This is a genomic window from Arthrobacter sp. MYb213, assembly GCF_002979915.1.
Lineage (GTDB): Bacteria > Actinomycetota > Actinomycetes > Actinomycetales > Micrococcaceae > Glutamicibacter.
Genome location: NZ_PCQA01000007.1, coordinates 187,439 through 205,041, shown reverse-complemented (window position 1 = coordinate 205,041; position 17,603 = coordinate 187,439). Strand labels below are relative to the sequence as shown.

The 17,603-nt window shown below is 55.4% G+C and carries 14 protein-coding genes and 1 tRNA gene; 6 read left to right on the top strand and 9 right to left on the bottom strand.

Annotation, left to right across the window (positions count from 1 at the left end; all coding sequences use genetic code 11):
* Positions 1-28: 28 nt before the first annotated feature.
* The 3 genes from CQ011_RS16045 (at position 29) to CQ011_RS16035 (ending at position 3,388) form a co-directional block, all read left to right on the top strand.
* Positions 29-1,312 carry a deoxyguanosinetriphosphate triphosphohydrolase gene (locus CQ011_RS16045; RefSeq protein WP_105678704.1) on the top strand — a complete coding sequence of 428 codons (1,284 nt, stop codon included), beginning with the start codon at positions 29-31 and terminating at the stop codon, positions 1,310-1,312.
* A 68-nt stretch (positions 1,313-1,380) separates the two neighbouring features.
* Positions 1,381-3,261: a DNA primase gene (gene dnaG / locus CQ011_RS16040; protein WP_105678703.1), complete on the top strand. Its 1,881-nt coding sequence runs from the start codon at positions 1,381-1,383 to the stop codon at positions 3,259-3,261.
* Positions 3,262-3,315: 54 nt separating this feature from the next.
* Positions 3,316-3,388 (top strand) — tRNA-Asn (locus CQ011_RS16035).
* Between the two features lie 92 nt (positions 3,389-3,480).
* Here CQ011_RS16035 and CQ011_RS16030 read toward each other — a convergent pair.
* Positions 3,481-4,329: a hypothetical protein gene (locus tag CQ011_RS16030; RefSeq protein ID WP_105678702.1), complete on the bottom strand. Its 849-nt coding sequence runs from the start codon at positions 4,327-4,329 to the stop codon at positions 3,481-3,483.
* A 293-nt stretch (positions 4,330-4,622) separates the two neighbouring features.
* On the opposite strand from CQ011_RS16030, the gene CQ011_RS18105 reads away from it, so the two are divergent.
* Entirely contained in the window at positions 4,623-4,823 is a 201-nt protein-coding gene (locus CQ011_RS18105) for a hypothetical protein (RefSeq protein ID WP_286161234.1), read from the top strand.
* A 329-nt stretch (positions 4,824-5,152) separates the two neighbouring features.
* Positions 5,153-5,962, top strand: a complete 810-nt coding sequence (locus tag CQ011_RS16020) for a DUF4352 domain-containing protein (protein ID WP_105678701.1) — start codon at positions 5,153-5,155, stop codon at positions 5,960-5,962.
* A gap of 71 nt (positions 5,963-6,033) precedes the next feature.
* Here CQ011_RS16020 and CQ011_RS16015 read toward each other — a convergent pair whose 3' ends face one another.
* Both CQ011_RS16015 and CQ011_RS16010 read right to left on the bottom strand, forming a co-directional pair.
* On the bottom strand, positions 6,034-6,588 hold the full coding sequence (locus CQ011_RS16015; RefSeq protein ID WP_105678700.1) for a TetR/AcrR family transcriptional regulator: 555 nt from the start codon (positions 6,586-6,588) through the stop codon (positions 6,034-6,036).
* Positions 6,585-8,498, bottom strand: coding sequence for an MFS transporter (locus CQ011_RS16010; RefSeq protein ID WP_286161233.1), 1,914 nt, complete (start codon positions 8,496-8,498; stop codon positions 6,585-6,587). The genes CQ011_RS16015 and CQ011_RS16010 overlap by 4 nt, the downstream gene beginning before the upstream one ends.
* Positions 8,499-8,788: 290 nt before the next feature.
* Between CQ011_RS16010 and CQ011_RS16005 the strand changes: the two genes are divergently transcribed.
* Complete coding sequence (locus CQ011_RS16005; RefSeq protein ID WP_105678699.1) at positions 8,789-9,145, top strand: hypothetical protein; 357 nt, start codon at positions 8,789-8,791, stop codon at positions 9,143-9,145.
* A 71-nt stretch (positions 9,146-9,216) separates the two neighbouring features.
* Here CQ011_RS16005 and CQ011_RS16000 read toward each other — a convergent pair whose 3' ends face one another.
* From CQ011_RS16000 to CQ011_RS15975, 6 genes are all read right to left on the bottom strand, one after another.
* On the bottom strand, positions 9,217-9,654 hold the full coding sequence (locus CQ011_RS16000; RefSeq protein WP_105678698.1) for a 6,7-dimethyl-8-ribityllumazine synthase: 438 nt from the start codon (positions 9,652-9,654) through the stop codon (positions 9,217-9,219).
* A gap of 150 nt (positions 9,655-9,804) precedes the next feature.
* On the bottom strand, positions 9,805-10,827 hold the full coding sequence (locus tag CQ011_RS15995) for an LLM class flavin-dependent oxidoreductase (protein ID WP_105678697.1): 1,023 nt from the start codon (positions 10,825-10,827) through the stop codon (positions 9,805-9,807).
* A gap of 130 nt (positions 10,828-10,957) precedes the next feature.
* Positions 10,958-12,160, bottom strand: coding sequence for a biotin synthase BioB (bioB, locus tag CQ011_RS15990; RefSeq protein WP_105678779.1), 1,203 nt, complete (start codon positions 12,158-12,160; stop codon positions 10,958-10,960).
* A 169-nt stretch (positions 12,161-12,329) separates the two neighbouring features.
* Positions 12,330-14,675, bottom strand: a complete 2,346-nt coding sequence (locus CQ011_RS15985; RefSeq protein WP_105678696.1) for a GNAT family N-acetyltransferase — start codon at positions 14,673-14,675, stop codon at positions 12,330-12,332.
* Positions 14,676-14,688: 13 nt separating this feature from the next.
* Positions 14,689-16,041: a lysine N(6)-hydroxylase/L-ornithine N(5)-oxygenase family protein gene (locus CQ011_RS15980; protein WP_105678695.1), complete on the bottom strand. Its 1,353-nt coding sequence runs from the start codon at positions 16,039-16,041 to the stop codon at positions 14,689-14,691.
* Positions 16,038-17,558, bottom strand: coding sequence for a pyridoxal phosphate-dependent decarboxylase family protein (locus CQ011_RS15975; RefSeq protein ID WP_105678694.1), 1,521 nt, complete (start codon positions 17,556-17,558; stop codon positions 16,038-16,040). Before CQ011_RS15975 ends, CQ011_RS15980 begins: the two co-directional genes overlap by 4 nt.
* Positions 17,559-17,603: the final 45 nt, after the last annotated feature.

Below are 17,603 nucleotides of genomic sequence, written 5' to 3'. Positions count from 1 at the left end.
TGACCCAAAAGGTCACTAGACTTCTAATATGACCCAGATCAACGGATATACCGAAGCTGATCAGGAACGTTGGGTACCCGAGCCGGCTAAGAAGTCGTATCGCACCGCGTTCGCACGTGATCGCGCTCGGGTTTTGCACTCCTCGGCGCTGCGCCGGCTGGGCGCCAAGACCCAAGTGGTCTCTCCGACGCTCAACGATTTTGTGCGCACCCGACTGACTCACTCCTTGGAAGTAGCGCAGGTGGGACGTGAACTCGGAGCGGCCTTGGGCTGCGATCCAGACATCGTTGATACCGCCTGTCTTGCCCATGACCTGGGGCACCCACCCTTCGGACATAACGGTGAAAAAGCATTAAATAAACTGGCCAAAGGCATTGGCGGTTTTGAAGGCAACGCGCAGACCCTGCGTCTGCTGACTCGCTTGGAAACAAAAACTTTTCGACACAACGGGCACTCGGCAGGATTAAACCTGTCACGGGCGGCCTTGGACGCGTCGTGTAAATACCCGTGGTTACGCGAAGAGGCGCCGCTACGCAATGGGAAGCAGACCAAGAAGTTTGGTGTGTATACCGATGACCAGCCAGTTTTTGATTGGTTGCGTAGCGGACCGGATTCGGTCCCTGGACGAGTTTGCATGGAGGGCCAAGTGATGGACTTGGCTGATGATATTTCCTATTCGGTCCATGACGTGGAAGACGCGATTGTTGGCGGACGTTTTCAGCTGCGTTGGTTGTTGGAATCTTCGGTGCGTGACCGTGCGTTGCAGGTGACCAAGGATTGGTACCTGCCCACCACGGATGAGGCCGATATCGATGCGGCGCTGGCACGGCTGGAAGCTTCGGCAGAATGGGTTTCACATGCTGATGGTTCGCGCCGAGCACGGGCCGCGCTCAAGGACATGACCAGCCAATTTATTGGTCGGTTCTGTCAGGCAGCGATGGATGCCACGCGCAGCGAGTATGGGCAGGGAAACCTCACCCGGTACAACGCGCAGCTGATAGTTCCGGAGGAGACCGAGCACGAGATTGCGGTGATGAAGGGTATTGCCGCAAACTTCGTGATGACTAAAGAAGAGCTTCAGCCGATGTACTTGGAACAACGGCAGATACTGACTGATCTAGTGGATCTATTGTCAGATAATGAAGATAAATACCTCGAACCGATCTTCGCTGCGGACTACAAGGATGCCGCGAATGAACAAGGACGACTTCGCGTGGTCATCGACCAGGTGGCCTCACTGACCGACGCTTCCGCGCTGGAATGGCATGCGTCGCTGGTCAAGGGCGAAAGTTACGAACCAAAGCTTTTCTAGGCTGAGCTTCATGCACAGCCCGTGACGCGCTCGGCCTATGCCGAGCGCAACTTCTTAGAATGGGAATCATGGCAGGGCTGATTAAACGAGAAGACATCGACGAGGTGCGTAACCGCATCGACCTCCGCGAGGTCGTCGAATCCTACGTCACGCTCAAATCTGCGGGCGTGGGTTCCTATAAAGGACTGTGCCCGTTCCACGACGAACGCAGTCCGTCCTTCCACATTCGTCCCCAGCTGGGAACCTTTCACTGCTTTGGCTGTGGTGAGTCGGGCGACGTGTTCGCGTTCATTCAGAAGATGGATCACTCATCTTTCTCCGAAACCGTCGAGTCGCTGGCGGCTCGTATCAACTACGAACTGCACTACGAAGACGGAGGCACCGGGCCGCGGCGCGAAGACTATGGCAAGCGTCAGCGCCTGGTCGATGCACACAAGGTGGCCGAGGAATTCTTCCAGGCTCAGCTCGCCTCCGAAGAGGCTCAGAGCGCCCGTGACTTCCTGAGTGGTCGTGGTTTTGAACCACAGGCTGCTGCGGACTTCTCCGTTGGATATGCACCTAAGGGTTGGGACGCATTGCTCAAGCACCTGCGTGCTCAGGGCTTCGTTGACGAAGAACTGAAACTAACTGGCATGTTCGCGGAAGGTAACCGCGGAATTTATGACCGTTTCCGTGGGCGATTAGTGTGGCCCATCCGTGACCTGTCCGGAGCCACCATCGGCTTTGGCGCACGTAAACTCTACGACGATGATCAGGGACCTAAATACCTGAACACCCCTGAAACCCAGCTGTATAAGAAGTCTCAAGTGCTTTATGGCTTAGATCTGGCAAAGAAACAGATTTCCAAGACCAGGCAGATCGTGGTGGTTGAAGGATACACGGACGTGATGGCTTGCCATCTTGCGGGCATCACCACGGCGGTCGCTACCTGTGGCACGGCCTTTGGTACCGATCACATCAAAATTGCCAGAAGACTCTTGCAAGATGATGGCACCGGTGGCGAAGTCATCTTCACCTTTGATGGTGACGCAGCCGGACAGAAGGCAGCATTGCGTGCCTTCGATGAAGACCAGCGTTTTATCGCGCAGACCTATGTGTGCGTGGAGCCAAATGGCGCAGACCCCTGCGATCTACGTTTGCATCGCGGTGATGAGGCGGTTCGTGAACTCATAGAGCTTAAGCGCCCGCTCTTTGAATTTGCGATCCGTGCCGAGCTGAAGAAGTTCAATTTGAACACCGTTGAGGGACGCGTGCAGGCCTTGCGGCAGACTGCGCCCATCGTCGCGCAAATTCGTGATTCATCGATCCGCCCGGCCTACGCGAGAGAACTCGCCGGCTGGTTGGGAATGAACAACGAAGACGTCAACCGCTCGGTAGCGGCCTCCATCAAACGCGCCCGGCTGCCCAAAAATACTCCACCAGATACACGGGGTAACCAGGGCGAGGGCCAAGCACAACAATCATCGGCTAACGCTTTTGAGCGCCCAGATAGCCGCGACCCGGTCATGCGATTAGAACGTCAGGCGCTGGAAGTCGTGATTCAGCAGCCACACCGGCTCAACGAAGAACAGTGGCAGGCTTTTTACGAGGCTCGTTTTATGGCGCCAGTGCATGCAGCAGTGCATGACGGCATCGTGGCAGCCAGCGCCGCCGGAGCCTCTGCTTCGTCATGGGTTGAAGTCATCCGTGATGAGGTTCCCGAGCAGCTGCGTTCCTACGTCTCTGAGGTCGCGGTGACGAGCATTCCTGCGTCGGATGAACACAACCTTGCGCGCTATTGCTCAGATATCATCAATGGCCTGATTGAGCTTCAAATCACACACCGCAAGGCGGAGCTTATTGGGCGCTTGCAGCGTGCCGAAATGGAACCCGAGGGTGAGGAATACGCCCAGATCAACAGGGAACTAATGGAACTTGAGATGCGCCGCCGAATACTCCGCGGCACCTAAGTGTCTGGTTTTGGTTTTTAGTTGAGCATCGGGTAAAGTTATATCTCGTTGCATTCCTCCATAGCTCAATTGGCAGAGCATTCGACTGTTAATCGAAGGGTTACTGGTTCAAGTCCAGTTGGAGGAGCTTACGAAGTCCCGATCCGCACTGTGGATCGGGACTTTTTCACATCTGGAAGCAAGTATTGGATCCTGGATCCTGGATCCTGGATCAGCGGGTCAGGTGCCGAGTTTGTCTCGGGGCATTGGAGCTTCCCACAGCCTGCGGGACTCCAAATACCAGAAGTAGCTAAACAGGCCGATTTCGTACCATTCGACAATGAATAACGCCTGGGCTATCCCTAAAGCATTGAGCACAAACCAACCTATGATGCCTAATGCCATCAGGATCAGTAGCACCGCATAATGTATTGGGCGTCCGCCGCTGGTATCTACCGCGCAGAGGTCTTCACGTCCCAGATGGCTGGCAATCGCAACGCCCATGCTGAGGATCAGCAACAAGGCTGCGGCGTAATGAACTCCGGCAAAGTCCGTGCCTTCTATGCTTCGCCAAAACAGCAAGCCGATAAATGCAATGAGCGCTACGGTGCTCGAAATGCTCAGAATCGTACTGAGTTTACTGGTGTGTAAAGCGCGTGGAGTCCACTTTTTGGTTTTCCATTCAAGCCAAACAAACACCGCAGATACGACTAAGACCGCAACTACCGAGATTTGCACCGACCGAATGAGCTGAATTTGCGCAGATGAGCTTAACGTCGACAGCGTTTGGCCGAGTCTGGTCGGTACTAGTGCCACAAAGATTGCGTAGAATCCGGCGAGGTTCAGTGCGTAGTCTTCTAACGGAGCACCCTTATAAACCACCAACAGAACTCCGGTGGAAACAAGCATTGCCACAAAGAGATCTCGGCTTGGGCCCAAATAGTAGGAACTAATCGAGTCTTCGACCTTGCCGTTTAGTAGACCATAGATCACGATGGCCACCATGAGCAGCAGTGGCACCACCAGCAGGGCCAGCCTGACATAGCGTAGGGTGTCTCGGCCATAGAGGATTTCGTCTCTGCTACTCATACCTGAATTCTGCAACAGTCACCGCGTTGGCTAGGAATTGTTTGCAGCTCAGCGTGTCGTCGTGGCGGTTGGGTGCGGCCGTTGCTGTGTCAGGAATCAGCTTCCAGCACATCGGTGATTGAAGATGGACTCAGTAACTAGTGATCCACCAAGGACTTTTCAAGGAAGATAAAACTTTGCGCATTCAATTGCTGGTCATCGAGGACTGTCCGAATTCCGCCGTGGCATCTAATCGCCTTGAAGCGGCGTTCAGATCACTAGGAATCGATGGAGTGCCGGTGGAGCATCGGGTAATGAAAACGCGCGCAGATGTGCGTGGCACCGAATTTGCTGGCTCTCCAACGATTACCGTCGATGGTTTAGACCTTTTCCCGGGTACACCAACCGAGGAGCTATCCTGCCGGGTCTATTCGACCCCACTTGGTCTACAAGGCGCACCAACGATCGAACAATTGACCGCCGCGCTCGCCTCCCGTGGTCTGGGGAAGCGCTAGCTACAGTGCTGCTGTACGTTGCCTAGCGGAGCTGGGAGCACGCCATAAAGTGTCCACCTGCGGCTTCGTTGCTGCCGAAGCCACCAGCGCAGCTGATCGCCACGTTCTGCGTTGATTCCTGGCCCATATTTCCGTGGTCAGTGGGTAATTTTCTGTGCGACGCATCATCCAGCGTCTGGTCTTTTGAAGTACGCGCACGCTAAAGTGTCGGAGCCTGACCGTAACGTCATTGATGGATCAACCAAGATTCAAATCGTCTCACGACCATGGGGTAGTGAGCGGTTCACCTCAACGCTTTTCTTAGCGTTGCCATCACTTGAGGAAAATTCATGACTGTTGGAACTCCATTGGAGCCCGCACCACACTCGCCGGTCCCGCCCGCTAAGTCCTCCGCAGGTAAAGGCCTAGGCATTGCTGCTCTGGTCATCGCTATTGTTGCTCTAACCCTGTGCTGGGTCCCGATTGTAAATAACTTTGCCGCGGTACTCGGTTTTGTCGCCCTCATCTTGGGCATTGTTTCACTGGTCCTTGCCGCCAAGCGTCGCGGCAGCAAAGGACTGGGTATTGCCTCCAGCGTGATCGCTATCGTAGCAATCATCCTCGTCTTTGTTACACAGGCCGCGTACGTCAAGGCTATAGATGGTGTCTCAGCAGCCATTGAAGATGCTGCGGATGGTGAGGTCGCAGCCCCAGAGAAGGTTATCGAGCAGGCAGCGGATGAGTCCGCGGTGCTCAAAGTGGGCGAGGCAACAACGATAGGCGAATACTCCGTCAACGTTAGTTCTGTAAACCTGAAAGCTGACGCGGCAATCGCCAAGGCGAACCCGTATAACGACAAGGCCGAGGGACAGTACGTTCTGGTAGATCTTTCAGTGGTCTACAACGGGGACGAAGAGGGCGACGCGTGGATTGATCTGCAGGCAGAACTTGTGGGAGCTGACTCGCGTATCTATAACACCACCACCTCAATGGCAATCCCTGCAAAGCCAGCCATGGACGTTCCAACCCTGACCAACGGCGGCAAAGGCGTTTACCAGGTTGTCTTCGACGTGCCTGAAAAGGCACTGAACGACGCGAAGATTCGTGTCACCGAGAGCCTGTCATTTGATGATGCTTCAGGGCTTTGGGCCACCAAGTAATCTAGCGCTATCTGCTCAAAAGCAAGGGCCAGGCCACACGGATTTTTCGTGTGGCCTGGCCTATCTCTGTATTAGATTGCAATAGCCGCTCTATCGATGTGGACCTGCACGGCGGATGCGTACTGCTCAACCACATCATCAGAATCAAATTCTTCGGCAGGGAAATATCCCAACACCCGTATCCCTTCGGCCAACCCAAGCAGTTGACAGGCCACGGCAGAGGCATGACGACGGTTTTCGGTGGTGTCCCCAATGATCTGAGCGACCCCATTGAGGTACTTTTCACGCAACTCTTGTTGCGTGATTTCCGGCGTAGGAGATTGCCGGATCCTTGGAACTAACGTTTCCCACGGATCAATAGCGTCATCCTCGCGGCGATTCAGGATCTGTTGCACCATGGCCCGTCCAAGCCTTTCGCGCGGAAGATCCAAATCCGCAAGAGGGACCGTGACCGTGTTCGCGACCGTATATAACTCCGCTTTGGAGCCAAAGAGCTTGATCACCAACGCGGGGGAGACTTCGGCGATTTCGGCGATCTCGCGCACCGTGACATCGTGGAATCCGCGTTCGCCAAAGAGCTCAGCGGCGGCTTTGCGGATTCGTGCCCGCCCGTTGTCCGCGCTCATGCGGGGAGCTCGATATCAACCCGTTCGGTTCGGGCACGCAAAATGACTTTGACTGACGCGGCTGTCTCGGTCTGCGGTGAAGCTGCCGTGAGCACATAGGTACCCACCGGAGGAAGATCTAAGGTGTATCCGCCTAGATCATCGGTGTGGGTCGCAGCGATGAAGTCACCGGCGCCTGCGCTGAGGCTTACCAGCGCACCGGCCACGGCGGTTTCACCGGAAGCTACTACGCCACTGAGCGAGAGCATATGGTGCAGTTCAATGTCATGTTCCGTGATGCCTTCGGAAAAGGTTACTAAATGGGAGCTGGGCACCCACCCCGCGGCGTTGGCGACCACTACGTAACGGCCAGGTCCAGGCAGTACCGCGCTAAATTGACCTTCGTGGTCGGTACGAGCCCAGTCGCCGGGTACTCCATCTTCGCGGACAAAGGTCACGATGGCAGGTTGTTGGGATCCGGGACGGGTAGTCATAATGACTTGGCCATGAACCATGGTCTCTTCGACATTGGTCTTAGTTTTAGGCGCTGGGCTGCTGCTAGGGATGAATAGCGCAATACCGATACCGATGATGGCGGCCAGCGCGGCGAGCCAGAAGGACAAGTGCATTGCGTTGAGCGACGGCAAGGGAACGCCATTGTACTCAACGACCATCGTGGCAAGGATTAGCCCGGTCAAGGCGCTGGCTACCGTGGTGCCTAGCGAGCGGATCAGTGCGTTCACGCCGTTGGCGGAGGCGGTTTCGGTAATTGGCACCGCACTCATGATCAGTGTTGGCATCGCCGCGTAGGAGAACGCGACGCCAACGTTAACCAGTGTGGCTCCCGCAATGATCTGCCACACTGCATCATCGAGGAAGACTCTGGCAATGTAGGTTAACGCCATGATGGCGCCACCGAAGATAATTGTAGGTTTGCCGCCCCAACGGTTGAGCATTGCACCGGCCGCGCCGGAAAGCGCAACCATAGCCAAACCCGAGGGCACCATGGCCAAACCTGCTACTAGTACCGAGAGGCCAAAGCCGTAACCCGTTTGTTCCGGAATCTGTAGCTGCTGAGTAGTGATGAGCATGTTAACGAACATCGCGACGCAGAGGAAAAACGAGGAGACGTTGGTTAGCAGTACAGGGCGCTTGACTGCTGTGCGCAGATCAATCATGGGTTGGTTAACCCGTAACTGCAGTGGAATCCAGCCTGCAAGCAATGCGAGCGAAAGTGCAAAGAGGCCCAGCGTGAGCGGGTTGGTCCAACCCCAGCTGGCACCCTTAGAAATTGCGAGCAATGCGGCGGTCAAAAGAACTGAGAGTACTAGTGCGCCGGCGATGTCGAAACGACCCGGCGTGGTGATCTTTGATTCTTTGACCAGCAGTAGCACGCCCACGAGGAAGACTAGCCCCAGTGCAGCGGAAACCCAGAACAGGGATTCCCAACCATAGGCGTTATAAAGTAAGCCCGACATTGGCATGCCTAGGGCCGAACCGATGCCCAAGGTTGCGCTCATCAGCGCCACGGCTGAGGCTACCTTTTCCTTGGGAAGTTCATCGCGCAGTACTGAGATGCCAACTGGTATTAGGGAGGAAGCAAATCCCTGCATTGCGCGGCCCGCGATCAGTGCGCCAAAACTTCCACCAATTGCTGCCACTAGCGAGCCCGCGGTCATCACGGCCAGGGCCAGTATCAGCATCTTGCGTTTGCCGTACATGTCGGCCATACGTGAGATGACCGGGGTGAAAATTGCGGCGCTGAGCAGTGTGGCAGTGACCAGCCACGATGAGTCTTCTGCCGAGACTCCGAGGATCACCGGAAAATCCGGTAGCAGCGGAACAACAAGGGTTTGTTGGAGTGCCACGACCATTCCGCACAGGGCTAGGACGGTGGTGGTAGCCCATGAAGGGACGGAGCGAATCGGCACGGCAGTGGCCTAACAAAATAGCTGAATCAAATGTGGGTAAACAGCTGTTTACCCTTGGTAAGAACACACTGTTTGAACAGCTACTGTCAAGTAGGTTTTAGGCGTGCGCTCACTGATGGAAGTGGCATCTGAGCTTGTCAGGAACGCTTTAGTCTCGAACCATGCGCCACATGCGCGGTCGCAATTGGTAACAAGGTGCACCCGATGACTTGCAGAATATTTGCTTTGCCGGTTCTTGGGTAGTCTGTCGGATCAGGGCAATTGGGCCCGGTCTCACTCAAGGAGGAGCGATGACTATTATCGATTGGGAAGCAGTTCCCGTTTCGGAGCCACCCGTGGGGGTAGTTGAGGTTCCGCGTACGTCACTTGGATTCCATGCTATTGCTAGCATCTTGGAATTAGGAGTCCCGCATGCGCTGTATCGCCGGCCACGGAGAAAATCTTCTGAGTTCTCCGGTGACGAATCCTATTCATTGACGAACCCATACTCTGACTGCTGGTTCATCATACCACCGGCCTCGATGCCCACCGAAGGCTTCTGGCAAGCCTTGGGCGAAGCTATTCCGATGCGAACGGCTGGGCCAGGTCCACTCAATCGCCGTCGCGGTATGTATGAGACCTTGAAGGTCTTGTATTCAAATAGCTAAAAGCAAAGAAGGTAGAGCAGCGCTTTGCAAGCGCGACTCCACCTTCGATGGTTGTAAATTATCTGCTGGTGCTACTGATCTAACGCAGCGATGGCACGCACCGCGCGCGCAGCCTCTGCGCCCTTCTTGACGAAGTGCTCAAAGTAGAACGTCTGGTGCTCGTCATTTGAGTGGAAATGATGTGGAGTCAGGCTCACCGAGAAGGTTGGCACATTGGTGTCCAACTGAACTCGCATCAACCCGTCAACCACTGCCTGGGCAACAAAATCATGGCGATAAATGCCGCCATCCACTACCAGTGCGGCAGCTACTACGGCATCGTATTTTTCGCTCTGTGCGAGGCGCTTCGCCTGAAGCGGCATTTCATAGGCGCCCGGTACGGTAACCACGTTCAACGTGTAGTCAGTGCCGGACTCGTCCATATCGGCTTTGAAGCCGGCTAAAGCCTGGTCGACAATATCTGCATGCCAGCTCGCCTTGATAAATGCGACGTTGAGTTGCTTGCTCATATAATTCTCCCTAGGTCAGGTCTTTTGATAGCTAAATTTTGGCTCACTAATTACAGCTTAGTGTCCTGGATCTCATTGGCTTAATGGCGTCGACAACCCGCGTCATTATCGCCTGATCATTTCAGTCGCTGGACTGCCGTGTGCTTTTGCTTAGCGCCAACCCAGTAGCGGAGCCACGTGTTTCAGAATCGATTCGATGACGTGGGCGTTATAGTCAACGCCCAGCTGATTAGGAACGGTGAGTAGCAAGGTGTCTGCCGCGGCAATGGCCTCATCCTCGGCCAGCTTCTTTGCCAGTTCGTCGGGTTCTCCGGCATAGGATTTGCCGAAGACCGCGCGAGTTTTCGCATCAATGTTGCCGACCTGGTCTGAGCTGTAACGGTCACGCCCAAAGTATTGCCAGTCGCGTTCATCGGTGAGTGCAAAAATGCTTCGGCTCACCGAGACGCGTGGTTCGCGCTGGTGGCCGGCTTCCTTCCATGCCTGACGGTACAGTTCAATCTGCTCGGCCTGCTGAACATGGAACGGCTTGCCAGATTCGTCGTCCTTGAGCGTAGAGCTTTGCAAATTCATACCAAGCTTCGCGGCCCACACGGCGGTGGAATTAGAGCCGGACCCCCACCAGATGCGATCGCGTAAACCTTCCGAATGCGGTTCAATGCGAAGCAGTCCCGGGGGATTAGGGAACATTGGTTTCGGGCTAGGCTGGGCGAATCCTTCGCCAGAAAGCACCTCAAGGAGGCGTTCGGTATGACGGCGTCCCATATCTGCATCTGACTCGCCCTCACGCGGTTCAAAGCCGAAGTGACGCCAACCATCGATCACCTGCTCCGGTGAACCACGGCTGATGCCTAGCTGTAGTCGACGATTTGAGATGAGGTCTGCGGAGCCCGCATCCTCGGCCATGTACAAGGGGTTTTCATAGCGCATATCGATCACGCCGGTACCGATTTCAATACGGCTAGTGCGTGCGCCAATGGCGGCGAGCAGCGGGAACGGGGACGCATACTGCTGAGCGAAGTGATGCACTCGGAAATACGCGCCATCCGCTCCGAGTTCCTCAGCCGCGACCGAAAGATCTATGGCTTGCAGTAACGCGTCCGAGGCATTGCGAGTTCCTGACTGTGGGTGATCAGTCCAGTGTCCGAAGGACAGAAATCCGATGTTCTTCATACTTGATCCAACAACTAATTTCTAATCATTATTCCTTGAGAGTCGCTGGTCAGATGAGCTAGATGCAGTGGAACGCTGCGGGGACGGAAGACTCCGGTCTTACGGACGAGCAGGCTCTTTTGTTTGACGCTCAGGCGTTAGGAATTACCGGGGTTCCGGCACCGCGACGGCGCAGTACCGGCTCGGTCCTGTCGCTGCCGCAACCGGCGGTAGTGCCGGAACAGCAGGACCCTGCGCAGCCGGAGGACTCGGCATTACCCGCATCCTTGGGCTGGTGGGAGATATGGTCCGCGGCCTCGTATAGCGACTGGGTAATCTGTGCCGAATCCTGGCCTTCCTGCCCGAGCACCACAAATCCGGCATCGGAGATCATGGCTAGGTCGGTGCGGGCATCTTGCCCTTCGCTGGTTAGATAGTCACCCAAGAAAATTGAATTAGCAACCTCTAAGGCTGTGGCTTGCATCGAACGCAAGTGCATTTCCCTGCCGCCAGCAATACGCAGCTCCTTGTCTGGGCATGCTAGGCGAACTAGCGCGAGGATGCGCAGGCAAGCAAGCGGGCTGAGGTTCCAAGTGCCTTCTAAGGGAGTCCCGTCAAAAGGCATGAGGAAGTTGACCGGGATTGAATCCGAGTTCAGGGTCCGCAGTGCGAAGATGGCTTCGATGAGTTGGTCGGTGGTTTCACCCATTCCGACAATCAGTCCGGAGCAGGGGGACAGCCCAGCGGTCTTCGCTTGCTCGACGGTGTCCACGCGCTCTTGATAACTGTGGGTGCTGCAGATCTGCGGGTAAAGAGATTCCGCGGTGTTCAGATTGTGATTATAGGCGTCGGCTCCGGCGGATTTAAGCTGTGCGGCCTGCCCTTCCTTCAGGATGCCGAGGCATGCGCAGACTTCGATCTGGGGATGCTCGGTTTTGAGCTGGTCAATCATCGTAGAGACTCGATTGACGTCCCGGTCGGTGGGGCCCTTGCCCGAGGCTACGAGGCAGACCCGCGAGGCACCCCCGGCAATGCCAAGCCCGGCTTGGCGGACCGCTTCTTCCGGTTTGAGCCAGGAGTATTTCAGGATTTCGGCTTTGGACCCCAATCGCTGTGAGCAGTAGGTGCAGTCCTCGGGGCATAAACCGGATTTGAGGTTGACCAAGTAGTTCACCTTGACGGTATTGGCGAAGTGTTTGCGGCGCAGGCGTCCCGCCGCTGACACCAATGTCAGTGTCTGCTCATCGGAGGTCGAGATGATCAGGTGGGCTTCGGCGAGGGTGAGTCGGTGTCCCGAGCTGATCCTTGAGGCTAGGGCAAAAGGGTCAACCGGGATGCGTCTTGATGCGGTCATTGTGTCCATGAGAAATCTCCAATTGAACGGTGTTCAAGAATGTTTGACTTCACTGTACAGGGAATTCTTCAATCATTGAACACTGTTCAGCAATGTGGCTGCAAGGTTAAGCGCACATGCTCGCATCGTTCGGCGCAACCCAAACGACGCGAGCATTCTCCTACATCAGCTAAACCGCGGAAACTACCCGAACCAACGGATTATCCAAATCGCCGGCGTAGAGCAGGCCGCCGGATTGATCCGTGAGATCTAGCATCTGCTGATTATTGCGAAGCTGTAAACGGTTCAGACAAGACAGTGGGAAATTTGGGTCAAACAAGCCCAACTCATCAAAGCGCTGCGCGAACTGCGGATGCTGTGCCCGGTAGTCCAACAAACGTTCCGCGACGATAGTCCAGAACTCTCCCTCTGCCAGGAGCTTCTCGGCGTCCAGTAATGGAGCAAGGAAGCGGAAGAAGGAGTCGAAGACATCGGTGAATACCGACAACACCGGATCTCCGCCGGTGCGCACCCGACGGATTTCCTCTGGAAGCTCCACGCGATCAGATAAAATCGCAATCTCTTCTCCCAAGTCCTTGAGCAGGACCTTCTTGACTGCACCGTTTTCCAACACCATGATCACGTTCTCACCATGTGGCATGAAGACTAAATCATAAGCGGTCAGGCAATGAACCAAGGGCACCAGATAAGCATCTAGATAGCGGGTCAACCAGTCGGACGCTGCTAAGCCGCTGCGGCGGATTAGTGCCCCGGCGAAGGACTTCCCGGAGGAATCTACATGAAGCAGACTGGCCATCGTGGCTAATTTTTCTTCAGATTTGAGCATGCTGATGGGCGACTCGCGCCAAAGTGCCGCGAGCATCTTGCGTTGTGGCGCGGTTTTATTCGTAGCTGCTTCAAATTGTGGGTTGCGATAGCCTACTGCGGCGATTTCACGCAACAGCGCCACCGGTGCCGTGGCGAGCACCGGGTCGTTGTCAAACAATTCACCGAGCCATTGGTTGATGGCGGGAGTGACCTTCATATATTCCGCGCTCAACCCACGCATGAAGCCCATATTGAGGATCGACATCGCGGTCTTGACGTAATGGCGGGTGGGGTCAGAAATATTGAAGAAGGTGCGAATCGATTGCTGTGCCTGATACTCGTCTTGGCTATAGCCGAGCCAGATCAATTGCTTGCGTGCAATGTCATTCACGAAGGTGATCGACAGGCGGTTTTCCCACTGCCAGGGGTGTACTGGCAGGTAAATGTAGTCGCCGGGCGTCATACCGGTCCCGAACAGTGCACCCTCAAGAGCTTCGTCGAGGTGTTGGCGTTCCGCCGTGTCTAACTGTGTAGCCAGTAGTGTCTCGTAATCAAGGGTGTCGATGGCATCAAATTGGGCACGCGATGTGTGTGCCGCGACCCATCCGAGTTGCAGGGCCGAACCCGTTTCCGGAGCGTAACGCAGGTAATCGCTGCGACCCACGCCCATTCGGCCATTGTTGGCTACAAAGCAGGGATGCCCCTCGGTCATCGAGGATTCTATGAGCTGGAAGGACTGAGCCGCACTGCCCGGGAACTGGGCCAACTGGGCAGAGGTATGGGTGGCGTGTGCCTGCTTGTAGCAGTGGCTAGACAAGGTGGAAGAGAGCTCTTCGAGATAGACCGGCAGCTGAGCTTCGGAGAGGGTTAATTCACGGGAGAACAAGGTGATGAAATCAATGACATCAACTTCGGCTTTGTGCCATGAACCGCCAACGAGTTGCTGGTGCTGCAGTGATTCCGGGGCGACAAGCCAGTGGTTGAGCTGGTAGCGACCAGCGGTGAAGATCAAGCGGTGCCCGTCCTTCTGCACGCGGTAGCGCCGCTCACCATGTTCGACTGGATCGAGGAGGCGTTCGTGACAGAATTCGCCGAGGGCTTTGGCCAGCACATGGCGATTGGCGGTTTCCCAGCGCTGCGGAGTGAGGAATGAGGAACCGAGGCTGTGGCCGGTGGCTTGTTCAAAATCATCTCGGGTACAGATAGAAAGCAACGCCTGCTTGATTGATCCATCTGGCTCTGACAGAGCTATCGGGCGGACCGGACGGAAACCGACGCGGGCATTGAGTGCCTGGACGGCTTTATTGCGCAGGTCTGGTTCCACGATGACGCGTTCGACTCCGGGGCGCATGAAGGCGTGGTGCATTGCTTGGGTCAGTGCCTCCAGGGTGAAGCCCGGCTGCGGTTCGCTGGTTTGCGGCACTAGGAAGTGCAAGCCACGATCTCCGCGAACGTAATTGTAAGCTTCGGCCAACGCAGTACTAGCCGGGTTATAAAGCTCTAGTAGAAATTTCTCGGTCCCAGCCTCATCGAGGCCCAGCAATACGTGGTAGTCCGCGGTGGACAGCAGGCGGTGGTATTCGGTTTCTATGTCTGTCGCGGTTGCGGTGGGCATACCCCAGTAAGCGGCATGTTCGGTCGCGATCCATGCGTGGAGCAACTCGGTATCTTCGGGCAGCCTGAGCGTACGGAAGGTGTAGTTAGTCATGGTGTTTCTTTCCTTAGTCGCGCGAGCTGGAAGTGGATACGTTCGGCAGACCGGTCAGTTCTGCCGCGCCAAAACGTTGGAAGGCGATACGTTCTTCGACCGGGTAGACCTCACGGCCGGTGATCCGATTGATGATCACCGAATTGCGGTAGGCTCCCATACCCAGATCAGGGGCTGTAAACCCATGAGTATGCAGTTCCGCATTTTGCACAAAAATATCCTCGGCGACTCCGATGGAGTACTCCCGGTCTACGTTGACTCTCCCGTCGGCGAGATAGGTTATTCGCTCGGTGATTCCACTGAGGAAGTCAGGAGTGCCGCAACGGTATCCGGTGGCCATCACCACAGTATCGGCGCAGAACTCCAAGTTTTCTTCGGTACGTTCGTGACGCAAGCTGACGGACAGAGCCTCATCAGTTACGCCGATGCCAGTTGCACTGCATCCGGTGCGCAGATGGACATTGGCCGCCTTGCTAATGCTGCGTTGATAGAGCTCTTCATAGATTTCATCAATTAGATCCGCATTGATGCCCTTATAGAGTCCCTTTTGTTCGGCGCTGAGCGCGTCGCGCTTTTCCACGGGTAGCGCATGAAAATGATCGATATAGTCCGGGGATGTCATTTCCAAGGTGAGTTTGGTGTACTCCAGAGGAAAGTAGCGCTCCGAGCGGGTGGCCCAAATTAGATGGTCTTCCTTTGGCAAATTACGTAGAAGGTCCAAAAAGATCTCGGCTGCGCTTTGTCCGCTGCCCAGCACGCAGGTAATCCGCGGGCGGGATGTCGGGTGGGCTGGAGCTAAGATTTCCTCGCGAAGGAACATGTAATCACTTGAATGCATGACCTTGCCCGTAGCTTGAGCTGCTACGTCGATAATCGGTGGAAGATAAGGTTGGGACCCGGTGCCAAGGACTAGTTTGTCTGCACTGAAATGGGTCACCCCTTGAGCGGTGAGCACAGATAGCTGGTAGGCGCCGTCTGTGTATTCGGTCGAGAGCACGCGATGTCCGAATCGGACGCTAGGCAATAGGCGCGATGCCCAAGCAAGGTAGTTACTATATTCGTTGCGCAGGGCGTAGAAATTTTCGCGAATGTAGAACGGGTAAATTCTTCCCTGTTCCTTCAGATAGTTCAGGAAGGAAAATTTATTGGTGGGGTCTGCGAGTGTGACGAGGTCTGCCATGAACGGCACCTGTAGATGTGCACCTTCGAGCATCATGCCCGGATGCCAGACGAAATGGTCGCTGGCGTCTAATACTGCAACCTTCAGCTCATGGAGTGGATCGGTGAGGGCCGCAAAGCCGAGATTAAACGGTCCCGCGCCAATGGCAATGACGTCAAAGTGTTCTTGGGCTATTGCATGGGTCATGCGCGGGCTCCTTCGGCTCGTTCGAGTAGCAGGTCGTTGCCGACCCGGCAGATCGCGTCGAGTATCTCGGTCAGGTCCTTCAAGGTGGTGTTTGGATTCAACAAGGTCAGTTTGAGCATGCGTTCACCGCGGACGGTGGTAGCCGCGATCATTGCCTCACCGGTTTGGTAGAGCCGGTGGCGAATCTGATTTATCAGATCATTCTGCTCAGCCTGGTTCAAATGGTTATGGGGGACCGCGAAGCTGAAGACGAGGGTGCTGAGCTGTACCGGCGCTTCAAGGGTTAACTGTGGTCTCAGCGAAATTTCAGTCTCCAAACTTTCAGCGAGTTTGATGACCTGATCGAACATGGCACCTAGGCGTTGCGCGCCAAGGGTACGCAACGTGACCCAAAGTTTCAGCGCATCAAATCTCCTGGTGGTCTGCAGCGATTTATCTACCTGATTCGGTGTCTGTTGCGCGTGTGAGCGCGGATTGAGATATTCAGCGTAATGAGTAATTGATTCAAAAGAGTGTGTGTGTTTGACGAGCAGTGCGCTGGAGCCGATGGGCTGGAAGAAGGACTTATGAAAGTCCACCGTGACCGAGTCTGCCAGTTCAATATTGGCTAACCGCTGGCGATGCACCGCGGAAAGTAGCAGTCCGCCACCATATGCGGCATCGACATGGAACCAAGCGCCAGTTTCTTGAGCCAATGCAGCTAGCGGAGCAAGTGGGTCGATGGAACCAAAGTCGGTAGTACCTGCGGTGGCAGAGATGGCCATGGGGACCAAGCCGGCCTGCAGGTCATTGGTGAGTTGTGTGCGAAGTGCGTCCACGTCCATGCGGTGCCACGCATCGGTGCCGATAGCTATCACGGCCTCATGGCCTAGACCCATCATCATCGCCGCGTTGGAGATGCTGAAGTGTGCATCCTGGGAGGTATAGATACGCAAATTCTGTAGGCGTTGCGGTAGTGAACCTGTCATCTTGGATACCGCGATATTGCGCGCAATGAGCATCGCTTGCAGATTGGACTGGGTTCCGCCAGAGGTGAAGATCCCATCGGCGGTGGTTTCGGAGAATCCGATGAGCTGCGTGGTCCAGTCGATGAGTCGGCGCTCAATCAGCGTTGCGCCGGCGCTTTGATCAAAGGTATCCATGGAGGTATTCAGACTGGTGACAAACGCTTCGGCGGCGACTGCGGGAATGGCCACCGGGCAATTCAAATGAGCTGCGTACTTCGGGTGATGGAAGTAGACGGCGTCACGGAGGTAAATTCTTGTGAGTTCATCAAACGAGTCGGTGTGGCTTCCCAACGGTGCGTCGAGGTCAATCTCTGACACCAGCTTCTGAAGGGCTTGTGGACTCGGTCCCGTGGTGGGAGACTCCACTGCCGCGAGTTGGTCGGTGACGCGCAACAAGGCTTCACGAGCTTCGGCTTCGTAGCGGTCCAAGGTATCTGAGCAAAGTAATGAGTTATCAAAAAGCTGTGATTCAGGCTGGGGGATGTGCAGGGTCTCAAGAGCGGTTCCCATGGATACTCCTCGCATAGCAATCGATTATTTGGTTAGTCTTGCCTA